Genomic DNA, 12598 nt, shown 5'->3' on the forward strand with positions numbered 1-12598 from the left:
GTATTGGGTTGGGAAAATATCCTTGCGGTTAAAATAGGGAGCCGACCACATCCTCAATTTTGGAAACCAATTGAATTTGAATTGCCGTACTCTTTAATCCAATTTTGTTGTTTTTGGAAACGTAGATTTTGTTGAAACCCAATTTTTCAGCTTCAAGGATACGTTGATCAACGCGTTGCACAGGTCTGATTTCCCCTGCAAGACCAACTTCGGCAGCAAAACAAACTCCCTTTGCAATGGGAATATCAGCATTGCTGGACAGAATAGCGGCCACAACGGCCAAATCAATGGCGGGATCATCCACAGAGATTCCGCCTGTAATGTTCAAGAATACATCCTTGGCTCCCAATTTAAACCCAGCTCGTTTTTCCAAAACGGCCAAAAGCATGTTCAACCTTTTGGCATTGAACCCAGTACCTGAACGTTGCGGGGTCCCATACACAGCTGTACTGACCAAGGCTTGGATCTCTATCAAAAGAGGACGCATCCCTTCTACCGTAGCCGCAATAGCCGTTCCGCTTAAATCTTCTTCGTTTTTGGAAATAAGAACTTCAGAAGGATTGTTCACCTCCCTTAGACCGCTACCTTGCATCTCATAAATACCCAGTTCAGCTGTGGAGCCAAATCGATTTTTTAAAGAGCGGAGGATACGGTACACATAGTTGCGATCTCCTTCAAACTGCAACACGGTGTCTACCATATGTTCCAAGATTTTGGGCCCGGCAATGGTACCATCTTTGGTAATGTGCCCCACTAAAATGACTGGGGTGTTACTTTCCTTGGCAAACTTGATCAGCTCCGCCGTGCACTCCCTTATTTGGGAAATGCTTCCCGCGGCCGATTCAATGTAATCCGTATGTAGGGTTTGAATGGAATCTATGACCAGCAGGTCAGGTTCCAAGGCGCTGATTTGTTGAAAGATGTTCTGGGTTTTGGTCTCTGTGAGAATATAGCAGTTTTCACTATTGGGATGAATACGATCTGCCCGCATCTTGATCTGTTTCTGACTCTCCTCACCAGAAACGTATAGCGTTTTGTAATTGAGCTTTAAAGCAATTTGAAGGAGTAGGGTACTTTTTCCTATCCCGGGTTCGCCACCTAAAAGAATCAGGGAACCTGGTACAATTCCCCCACCCAGTACTCGGTTAAATTCCTGGTCTTTGGAATCCAAGCGCAGTTCTTTTTCGTTGGTAATTTCAGTAATTTTTAAAGGACGGGATGCTTTTTTGGAGGGGCTAATCTCCGTTTTCCAACTCCTTTTTTCTTCTTTTTGAACCACTTCTTCCACAATGGTATTCCACTGTTTGCAAGAAGAGCATTGCCCTACCCATTTGGGGTATTGAGCACCACAGTTTTGACAAAAGAAGGCAGTTTTGGTCTTGGCCATTTGTTGTTAAAGAAGAACCCAAAGATATGGAATATGATGTATGGATTTTTAGATGGTTGGATTATAGGATTTCCAGGATTCATTTTTCGAAAAATCCATCTATCGAAAAATCTAACTTTCCAAGAAGTTAATATCCAAAATCAGCCTTAAGGGCATCAATTTTATCCAGGGCCATGTCTTTGGTCAGAAAATCGATTTCTTCCATTTGGAAGGCTTTCTCAAAGGTTTTGAAAGCTTTCTTGGGTTCGCCCAATTCCTCGTAGTATTCTCCTTCAAAGTAAAAGCCCATCATGGTGTCCGGGTACTGTTTTTTGCAGATTTCGGACAAGGGTTTCAAGGATTCAAAATCGTCTTTTTTAAGACAGGCTGCATAGATGGCCATGATGTCATTGAGCTCCACGGGTTTTCTGAAACCTAGCAGATTTTCAATCATGTCGTACCGGTCTTCAAGATATTTGAATACCGGTTCATCTGAAGTAAGGATTTCCGTCTTGTATTCTTTGGGGCTAATCGGTCTGAATATCTTGAACACGTTGTCAAAAGCTTTGCTAATTCCGTAAGCGGCTATGGAAACATGATCAGCATTGTCATATTCGTCAAAAAAGAAATGCAAACTTTCCTTGTCTATGGATTTGATGGCATTGTTCATTTGAAGAATACGCTGTCTATCTTCTGTTTTTTCTTTTTCCAGGACCACATTGTAAAAAATCTGTTGGTTTAAATCGGACAATCTTGAAGGAACACGACTCTCCATTTCGGTTGCCAAAACTGGCGAAATGGACAAATAGGAGTTGAACAGTGACCGATCTTTGAACAAGAAGTAATTACCAAAGTTGGCGGTTATATCGTAGCCCACAAACATTTTAAAAGGGGCAATATTGTAGCTGGTTTCGAGATAGGGAATAAGCTCCGTACCCAAAAACTCGTAAAATTTGGCACCTTTTTCGGTGGGAAGTCCCGTGGTTTGTTCAAAATCACAATCATCCCATCTGATGTCGTCCTCGGCTTGATGAACCCCAACGATAATGGTTTCTGGCATTCTTTGATGCTCACTATAGAACTTGGCATTGGCTACTACCAAATCAAATAGGTACTCTGCATCCAGTACTACAATTAGCGGGTATTTTTGGTCTTCGGAATAATTCTCCGGGAAATAATAGGAAACATCCCTGCGCTCTTGAAGTTTGAACGACTCAAAGATTTCTTTCTGTACTTGAGCACCAAGCTCAAAGCACAATAGGCCAGTTAAAACAAATAGCCATGTTTTCATTGGATAGGTTTTGATGGTAGGGGTTTACCGATTTCTATTCAATAACGGCAACACAATAAAGGATATTGTACCAAAAACTACCACCATTAAGGTCTGGGCGGTCCACATGATCCATCCATAGGCGTCTCCGGATGTTTTGCTTATACCATAAACGGATAAAGCTGCGGTTACCATGATGGGGAAAAGTCCCAAACCGCCATTGGTGGTTGCCATGGCAAAGGCACCTGCCACAAAGGCCACCAAAAAAGCTCCAAGGGGTAGATCTGTAGTTTCTGGCACTGTAAATTTTATTACCCAGAACATGGCAATGTAGCAAGCCCAGATCAAGAAGGTGTGGAAAATAAAGGCTCCCCTGCGCTTCATTTTGAAGATGCTCAGCACACCATCCAAAAGACCGTTGAGGAAGGTTTTAATTTTAACCGCAAATTTGGAGGTAGATTTTTTTATAAGCCTTATAGCAATTAATAGTCCGCCAACTCCCACTATTAGCAGCGTTAGCGACCCTGCAAGTCCAATGCCATTTTCTTCAAGGATGCCCAGAATTACATCGGTCTGTACCAACATCGCTATGGTAATAATAAGAAGCAACATGATCAGATCAATAATTCTTTCTGTTACAATGGTGCCAAAGCCCTTCTCAAAAGGGACATTTTCATAAGTGTTCAATGCTGTGGCCCTTAGGAATTCTCCTGAGCGTAAGACCAAGGTGTTGGCAAAATAACTGGTAAGAATAATAAGAACATTATTGATCAGTTTGGGACGATATCCAATGGGGTCTAAAAGATAGTTCCAACGTATAGCTCGGGAGACATGGCTCAAAATTCCAATGGCAACCGACAATATCACCCAAATTGGGTCGGCATTTTTAATGGCCTCCAAAATTTTTGTTCGGTCCTCTGGGGTTGTGGAAGCGTAGGAATAAAATACCAGTCCCAAACCGATAAGAATCGGAACAGCAATCTTTAGGAATTTTTTGAGGGAATCGCTCAAAACTAGTTTAGCCTATTGGTTTCCTCGTTGGGGAAGACCAATGCAGGATTAAAGGATTTGGCTTCCTCTATACCCATCCATGCATAAGTGATCAAAATAAGTACGTCGCCAACTGCAACTTTACGTGCAGCGGCACCGTTAAGGGTAAGCTCCCCGGAACCCCTTGGTCCTGGAATGGCATAGGTTTCCAATCGCTCACCGTTGTTGTTGTTCACGATCTGTACCTTTTCTCCCCTGATGATATTCGCAGCATCCATGAGGTCTTCGTCAATGGTAATGCTCCCAATATAATTGAGATCGGCACCGGTGACCTTTACTCTATGGATCTTTGATTTTACTACTTCAACTTGCATGGCGCAAAATTAATTAATTCAATCTTAGATTGTCTATCAATCGGACTCCATCAGCATAAACGGCAATGAAAGCCCTATATTTTTGGGTTGCCTGTTTTTCATTCATTGGGGTTAAGGTGTCTTCATCCGTTATTTCAAAATACTCCAACTCCAATGTTTGGTTTTCGGCAAACTGGGTATTAACCCAGTCCTTAATTCCTTTAGCACTTTCCGTGCCAAATTTGGCCTTGGCAGCTTTTAAGGTTTTATAGATAAATCCAGCTTCTTCCCTAGTCGAAGGGGAGAGACGTTCATTACGTGAACTCATGGCCAAACCATTAGCTTCCCTTTCAATGGGACAACCTACTATGGTATAAGGGAGTTGCTTAGACGCCACCATTTTTTTAATGATTTGGAGTTGCTGAAAATCTTTCTCTCCAAAATATGCCCTGTCTGGGGATACGGTCTTTAAAAACAATTCCACAATGGTTCCAACACCGTCAAAATGTCCGGTTCTGAATGCTCCTTCCATGACCTTGTCCAATCCATCAAAATCGTAGGATTTGGAAACTACCTGCTCCCCATAGATTTCGGATGCTGTTGGAGTAAACACTACAATGTTTGGGTCAACACTTTGAAGTAGGGCCAAATCTTTATCAAGATTCCTTGGATACTTCTCCAAATCTTCTTTTTGATCAAATTGGGTTGGGTTTACAAACACGCTTACAATAACTACATCGGTTTCCAAGATGGCCTTTTTCACCAAAGACAAATGGCCTTGGTGCAGCGCCCCCATGGTAGCTACCAAGGCAATGGTACGATTTTTGTTTCTTTCATTTTGTAGGAAGGATTGTAGATCCTTCTTACGGTCAAATACGTGCATAGCGTAAATCAAAAGCGTGCAAAAATACTATAAATACTGCTAATCAGCATAATTTTTGTACTTTTGCGCCTACGTTTTTCGGATAAGCAAAAGAAAGTGTTTATGAATGGTAAAAAGATATTGTTTGTATCTTCTGAATTAGTGCCCTACCTCCCAGAGAATCAAGTTTCCTTAATGTCGTACGAAGCGCCCAGAATGGTTAATAGCAATGGGGGTCAGATTCGCATATTCATGCCCAGATACGGGAATATCAATGAGCGGAGACACCAGCTTCATGAGGTCATCCGTTTGTCAGGGATGAACTTGGTAATCAATGATATGGATATGCCTTTGATTATTAAGGTAGCATCTATTCCAAGGGAGAGAATCCAAGTATACTTTATTGACAACGATGAGTACTTTAAAAGAAAAGCCACTTTTGCCGATGCGGAAGGGAATCTTTTTCCTGACAATGATGAACGCGCCATTTTCTTTGCCAAAGGGGTTGTTGAAACTGTTAAGAAGCTGAATTGGTCCCCAGATATCATCCACGTACACGGTTGGATGGCTTCCTTGCTTCCCTTGTATTTAAGGGAATACTATTCTGATGAACCATTGTTTGCGGATAGTAAGATCGTTACTTCGGTTTACGATAGAGGCTATGAAGGAGCTTTGGATGGGAAAATGATCAACAAAATTACTTTTGACGGGATTAAGGAGGAACAGATAGCTTCGCTTACAACACCTGACTATAATAATTTGTTAAAAGTTGCAGTGGATTATTCCGATGCGGTTATTTTAGCCTCGGAGGAGATTTCAGAGGACTTGAAAAACCACATAGCAAATCTTTCCAAACCAGTATTGCCCTATGTTTCTCTTCAAGAAGCAGAAGAGGCGTACACAAATTTCTATAAGACAGAAGTTTTAAAATAAATTGCATGAAATTTTCTAGGATTATATGGGTTTCAGCCTGGGTTGGAGCTTTGTTTCTAATCAATACATCCTGTGAGGAGGAATTGGGGACCATAGGTGAGGGTGTAGTTGCGGGAGAACCGTTTACCACTGGAAAGGCAGAGTATGAAGTTTTTGCCTTCAATAAGGGGGTGGAAGCTGTTCAGACCAATAAACTTCCACTCTATCAATTGGGGACCTTGAATGATGGCGTATATGGAAAAAGGAATGCCAGTATAGCTTCGCAGCTTTGGTTGCCAAATGGCGGGCAAGGAAATCCAATCTTTGGGGAATTGTCGCAAGAGTCAGAGGACAATGCAGACAGTGACGATAATGACAATACCGTTCAAGAAAATGAGACCGTAAAAGAGGTCTTTTTGTACATACCGTTCCAATTGCCTCCAACTTCGTTGAGGGACAATGATGGCGATGGGGTGGAAGATGAGTTTGACAACGATTCCAGTGACCCTAATTCCGATGAGGATGGGGATGGAGTTTCAGATAATGAGGAGCGTATCATTGGCTCTGACCCTTTTGATCCAGATGAGGATGGAACAGGTGAGGGCTTTATTGCCAATACTTTTGCAAAACGTTTTGATCTGGATAGTATTTTTGGGGATAGAACCCAAGCCTTTAATCTGAAGGTTTCCTCCTTCACCTATTATTTAAGGGATCTGGATCCAAACAGCAATTTTGAGGAGGCCCAAGAGTATTTTTCCAATCAGGATTTTTTGGCATTTGTTGATGAAGAGCTTTTTAGTGGGGAGGTCATAGTAAATAACGAAGAGGAGTTGGAATGGTTTGAGGATGACCCTGAAACAACTGACGTGGATGAGTCGCTTCAAGTAGAAAATAGAATCGCCCCTGGAATTCGTGTTGAATTGGAAAAGTCCTTTTTTCAGGAGATTTTGGATAAAGAAGGGGATGCTGAATTGATTAGCCAAGCCAATTTTTCAGACTATATCCGTGGAATACATTTGGCAGGTTCTTCAGATAGTGAAGAACTTATGTTCTTGTTGGATTTGACCCAAGCCACAGTTACCATTACCTACGAATTCCAAGATTACAATTCCACTGAGGAGGAGGTTGAAACAGTGGAACGCGATTTTGTCCTGAACCTTTTGGTCAATAATAATGGTGCAATATTAGGGAATGCCGTCAATATTTTGCAAGATGATATCTTGCCTGCTGATATTGCCAATGCGCTTGACAATGGCGAAAATGCATCAAAAATTTATGTCCGTGGGGGAACGGGTACCTTTACCGAAATAAGATTGTTTGAAGAAACCATTAATGGTGGTGGGGATTTGATAAATCAAATCAAGCAGAACAATTGGATCATTAACGAGGCTAATCTTGTTTTTTATGTGGACCGTACAACCTTGGATGCATCCATGGGGATTACAGATGAACCTTCGAGGCTATACCTTTATAATGCGGAAACCAATCAACCCATATATGATGCCACAATAGAAACTAGCAATACTAATGAACCCCTAGGGCTTTTCTTGGATTTTGATGGCATCCTTCAAAGAGATAACAACCAGGGCACCCAGTACAAGTTTAGGATTACGAATCACATCAATGATATTGTGGTCAGAGATTCTACCAATGCCAGATTGGCGCTAACGGTAACTTCCAATATCGGGATTGCAGCAGTTTTAGAGGCTATGGGTTCCGTTGAGGAAATTATAGACGTACCTGTAATGTCCAACATTAATCCTTTGGGCACGGTATTGTTTGGCAGCAATGTGGATGCTGCCGATGAGGACAAAAAGCTCAAACTGGAAATTTATTACACGGAAGCCAACTAGCATACCATTCATAGACTTTTTTCGTTTTTTGACTTACAGCGGTCCAACTTTCCCTTTTTGGGACTAAATTTGGCAACAAAGTCATTCATCAAATAGCTTAAAACTCAATCTTATGTGCGGAATTGTGGGATATATTGGACATAGAGATGCTTATCCAATAATCATTAAAGGGTTACAACGCTTAGAATATAGAGGCTATGATAGTGCTGGGATAGTATTATTTGATGGTGAGGATAGCCATTTGGCGAAAACCAAAGGGAAGGTTGAAGATTTAAAAAAGAAAAGCGAGGCCACCATTACTACCGAAGGTAAATTGGGATTGGGCCATACACGCTGGGCTACTCATGGTGTACCAAATGATGTTAATTCCCATCCACATTATTCCAATTCCGGGGATTTGGTGATAATCCACAATGGAATCATTGAGAACTACGAATCCATTAAAAAAGCACTTACAGCACGCGGTTATATCTTTGAATCGGACACGGATACCGAGGTTTTGGTGAACTTGATTGAAGAAGTGAAGAAAAAAGAAGGGGTAAAGCTGGGACAAGCGGTTCAAATTGCCTTGAACCAGGTTGTAGGGGCGTATGCCATTGCCGTGTTTGACAAAAACAAGCCAGATGAAATTGTGGTGGCAAAACTGGGAAGTCCCTTGGCTATCGGAATTGGTGAGAACGAATATTTTATTGCTTCTGATGCGTCTCCCTTTATAGAATTCACGAACAATGCAATTTACCTAGAGGATGAGGAAATGGCCATTGTGCGGATTGGGAAGGAAATCAAATTACGCAAGATTAAAGATGATGCCATAGCCTATCCAAATATTCTTGAGCTTCAAATGAACCTTGAAGAAATAGAGAAAGGAGGCTATGATCATTTCATGCTCAAAGAGATCTATGAGCAACCTCGTGCTATTCTAGATACGTATAGGGGTCGTTTACTGGCCGATCAAGGGATTGTGAGAATGGCGGGAATTGACCAAAATCTGGAGAAATTCCTTAACGCCAACAGGATAATTATTGTGGCCTGTGGTACCTCATGGCATGCCGGACTGGTTGCCGAATATATTTTTGAGGACATGGCCCGCGTTCCCGTTGAGGTCGAATACGCTTCCGAGTTTAGGTATCGAAACCCTGTTATCACAGAAAACGATGTGCTTATAGCTATTTCCCAATCAGGGGAAACTGCAGATACTTTGGCGGCGATTAAATTGGCCAAGGAAAAAGGCGCATTTGTGTTCGGGGTCTGTAATGTTGTTGGATCCTCTATTGCAAGGGAAACCCATGCAGGGGCTTATACCCATGCCGGACCGGAAATTGGAGTGGCTTCTACAAAGGCGTTTACCACCCAGATAACGGTACTGACTTTGATTGCGTTGAAACTTGCCCATGAAAAGGGTGTTTTCTCAGAATCCAAGTACCATGAGATATTGACGGAGTTGGAAAGCATTCCTTCCAAAGTGGAAAAAACTTTGGAATCCAATGAACTGGTGGAGGAGATTTCAGAAATATATAAGGATTCCTCCAACTGCCTTTATTTGGGAAGAGGGTACAACTTCCCTGTAGCCCTTGAAGGAGCATTGAAATTAAAGGAAATCAGCTATATCCATGCGGAGGGATATCCTGCAGCCGAAATGAAGCATGGCCCCATCGCCTTGATTGATGAGCAAATGCCGGTTGTGGTCATCGCTACTAAAAAAGGGCATTACGAAAAAGTGGTGAGCAATATCCAAGAGATCAAGTCCAGAAAGGGTAGGATCATTGCTATTGTTACCGAAGGAGACGAGCAGGTGAGAGCATTGGCTGATCACGTCATAGAAGTACCAGAAGCTACCGAATGTCTTACTCCTTTATTGACCACCATACCGCTTCAATTGCTATCCTATCATATTGCCGTGATGAGGGATTGTAACGTGGACCAACCTCGAAATTTGGCCAAATCGGTTACCGTGGAGTGACCTTCAGAATTCGATAATACTTTAAAAAGCTTTCGATTTTCGCAGTTTTTTTGTTAAAATGGTAGATAAAGCACACTTTTTTTAGCAATAAAGTACTATGCATGCATAATTTTTTTTGATTTTGACGAAATCAAATGAAAAAAAATGTATCTTCCGCCTGCAATGCTTAACACACTTTTAAAACTATTTTAACTCAAATTAAAAACTGATGAGAAGACTAGTCATTCTTTCCTTCATGTTGTTTGGTTACCTATCTTATGCACAAACAACGGTTCAGGGAACAGTAGTTGATGAAAATAATGAACCCATTCCCGGGACCAATGTTGTCCTGGTTGGAAAAGCGGAAGGAACCACTACAGATTTTGATGGAAATTTTACCTTCAACACTTCAGAACAACCCCCGTTTCAACTTCAGTTTACGGCCATTGGTTTTGCGGATTACGTAGCGGATGTAACCTCAAACAATCAAACACTTGCAATTGTGTTGGCAGAGGCCTCCACTTTTTTGGATGAAATTGTAATCTCCGCTTCCCGAACCCCGGAACGAATTTTTGAATCCCCGGTGTCCGTGGAACGTTTTGGACTCAAGGATATTAAAAACACAACTGCGGAATCCTTCTATGGGGGACTTCAAAATTTAAAGGGCGTAGATATAAATACCAACAGTTTAACCTTCCAATCCATTAACACTAGAGGTTTTGCCACTTTTGCCAATAACCGCTTTTTACAGTTGGTGGACGGTATGGACAATACTGCACCGGGACTAAATTTTGTCCTTGGTAACTTGGTAGGGATGTCTGAATTGGATGTGCAGAGCGTGGAAATACTACCTGGTGCGTCTTCTGCCTTGTATGGTGCAGGTGCGTTCAATGGTATTTTGTTCATGAGAAGTAAAAACCCTTTTGATTTTCAAGGAATCAGCGCCTATGGAAAAACAGGAATTACTTCCCAGGAAGCTGCAGGGGACAACAACTATTACGATTTTGGTGTAAGGGCCGCCCATGCCTTTAACGATAAACTGGCGGTTAAGGCAAACATTTCCATATTAAAAGGGGAAGATTGGCATGCCAACAGCATTGTGGATTTTGGCAATCCTGGAGCTGATCGTTCCAATCCGGCATATGATGGTCTGAACGTTTATGGGGATGAGGTTTCAACCACCTTGGACTTTGATGCAGCTGCCGGGTTACCCAGTGGAACCGTTGGAACTGCAACCATTTCTAGAACAGGATATGATGAAAGGGATTTGGCTGATTATAATGCGGAAAGCGTGAAGACCGATTTTGCGATTCATTACCGTCCTTTCGGAACTGATTTAGAACTGATTTACAATGGACGGATTGGTCGAGGTACAACAATATATCAAGGTTCGAACAGATATGCCGTTAGCGGGTTTTCCATGCAACAGCATAAATTGGAACTTAAAAATGACAACTTCTTTATTAGAGGTTATCTGGTATCTGAAAATTCTGGCGATGCATACGATACAAGGTTTGCAGCAATTAACATAAATAGAAGATGGAAGGGAGACACCCAATGGTTCACTGAATATGCAGGAACATACATCCCCGCTTATCTGGGGGGTATTCAGCAAGGTGGTTTAACACCTGAGCAAGCATCAACCGCCGCGCATGCTGCAGCAAGACAAGCAGCGGATACAGGACGATTGATTCCAAGAACCCCGGCATTTCAAAGTGCCTTCAATACAGTAACCAATGATGGGGATTTAACCACAGGAGCCAAATTTATTGATAATACCAAATTCCGTCATATAAATGGAAACTACAACCTTGCCCATTTGATAGACGATTGGGCTGACATTCAAATAGGTGGATCCTTTAGGGAATATGAACTGAATTCAGGTGGAACCATCTTTACGGATTCGGATGGCCCAATTACTTACAATGAATATGGAGCCTATGTTCAAGTTCAAAAGAAATTTGCGGATGATCGTTTCAAATTTACGGGGTCAGCACGTTTTGACAAGAATGAATTTTTTGATGGATTTGTATCTCCTCGAGTTGCATTGGCGTATACTGCTGGCGAAAACCGCAATCACAACATCAGGATATCTGCACAGCAAGGTTTTAGAAACCCAACCACCCAAGACTTATTTATAGGATTAGATGCAGGTGCTGCAATATTGGTGGGTTCTGCTCCAAACAACCTAGATCGGGATGTAAGAACTTTTGATGTAAGTCAAAATGGTCAAGGCCTAATCGGTCAATCAACTGTGGAAATTGTGGGAAGAGCGGCCTATGAGAATGCATATTCCCTGAATTCTGTATTAAGTGGTGCTCCGGAAGCAGTTACTACTTCTGTAATCAAGCCTGAGGAAATTACCACTTTTGAAGCTGGTTATCGTGGACAGATTGGAAAATTCACTGTCGATTTGAGTGGATACTACAACAGGTATAAGGATTTTATTGCCAATGTAACCGTATTGGTGCCATACTATGGAACAGCGGGAGATGGAGGTCTTTCGTTACTGGCCCTACAAAACGGTGATAGAAAACCGTATCAGACGTATACCAATTCCACCGTGGATATTAATTCCTATGGAGGAACCGTAGGAGTGGACACCAAAATCTTTGGAGATTTTGATTTGGGTGTTAACTATACCTATACCGAACTTGATTTTGATAAGGCCAGGTTCCCGGATTTCAGGACCAATTTCAATACCCCTAAGCATAAAGTAAAGGCATCATTTGGCAATACCGAGCTTTTCAAAAACTTTGGATTTAATGTGAACTATAGGTGGAGCGATAGTTTCTTCTGGGAAGCTTCCTTTGCAGATGGGGATGTTCCTTCCTTTACCGTGCTTGATGCGCAGATGAATTATACGGTACCCAGCATTAAATCGGTATTTAAGGTGGGGGGATCCAATCTTTTGGGAGATGAATACTTTACTGCGATAGGTACCGGAAATATTGGTTCTATTTATTATGTTTCTTGGACCATAAATCCGTAACAATTCCCATTGAAAAAGTTAACAGGGGCACTGCTAAAAACAGTGCCCTTTTTGTTGCTAA

9 protein-coding genes are annotated in these 12598 nt (G+C 41.9%); 4 read left to right on the top strand and 5 right to left on the bottom strand.

The features are described 5' to 3' along the window. Positions 1–28 precede the first annotated feature (28 nt). The 5 genes from radA to panC form a co-directional block, all read right to left on the bottom strand. Entirely contained in the window at positions 29–1387 is a 1359-nt protein-coding gene (gene radA, locus FGG15_RS14330; RefSeq protein ID WP_138837405.1) for a DNA repair protein RadA, read from the bottom strand. Positions 1388–1514: 127 nt separating this feature from the next. After that, positions 1515–2657: an alpha/beta hydrolase gene (locus FGG15_RS14335; RefSeq protein ID WP_138837407.1), complete on the bottom strand. Its 1143-nt coding sequence runs from the start codon at positions 2655–2657 to the stop codon at positions 1515–1517. A gap of 24 nt (positions 2658–2681) precedes the next feature. Further along, positions 2682–3647 (bottom strand): lysylphosphatidylglycerol synthase transmembrane domain-containing protein, encoded by a 966-nt coding sequence (locus FGG15_RS14340; RefSeq protein ID WP_138837409.1) that lies wholly within the window; start codon positions 3645–3647, stop codon positions 2682–2684. Positions 3648–3649: 2 nt separating this feature from the next. Further along, positions 3650–4000 carry an aspartate 1-decarboxylase gene (gene panD, locus FGG15_RS14345; RefSeq protein ID WP_106143590.1) on the bottom strand — a complete coding sequence of 117 codons (351 nt, stop codon included), beginning with the start codon at positions 3998–4000 and terminating at the stop codon, positions 3650–3652. 13 nt (positions 4001–4013) lie between these two features. Further along, entirely contained in the window at positions 4014–4862 is an 849-nt protein-coding gene (panC, locus tag FGG15_RS14350; protein ID WP_138837411.1) for a pantoate--beta-alanine ligase, read from the bottom strand. Between the two features lie 102 nt (positions 4863–4964). Between panC and FGG15_RS14355 the strand changes: the two genes are divergently transcribed. From FGG15_RS14355 to FGG15_RS14370, 4 genes are all read left to right on the top strand, one after another. After that, positions 4965–5774, top strand: coding sequence for a glycogen/starch synthase (locus FGG15_RS14355; RefSeq protein ID WP_138837413.1), 810 nt, complete (start codon positions 4965–4967; stop codon positions 5772–5774). A gap of 5 nt (positions 5775–5779) precedes the next feature. Beyond that, positions 5780–7606, top strand: coding sequence for a DUF4270 family protein (locus FGG15_RS14360; RefSeq protein ID WP_138837415.1), 1827 nt, complete (start codon positions 5780–5782; stop codon positions 7604–7606). 112 nt (positions 7607–7718) lie between these two features. Next, positions 7719–9566 (top strand): glutamine--fructose-6-phosphate transaminase (isomerizing), encoded by a 1848-nt coding sequence (gene glmS / locus FGG15_RS14365; RefSeq protein ID WP_138837416.1) that lies wholly within the window; start codon positions 7719–7721, stop codon positions 9564–9566. Between the two features lie 208 nt (positions 9567–9774). Then, positions 9775–12537 (top strand): TonB-dependent receptor, encoded by a 2763-nt coding sequence (locus FGG15_RS14370; protein ID WP_138837418.1) that lies wholly within the window; start codon positions 9775–9777, stop codon positions 12535–12537. Positions 12538–12598: the final 61 nt, after the last annotated feature.

Source organism: Flagellimonas algicola (genome assembly GCF_005937185.1).
GTDB lineage: Bacteria > Bacteroidota > Bacteroidia > Flavobacteriales > Flavobacteriaceae > Flagellimonas > Flagellimonas algicola.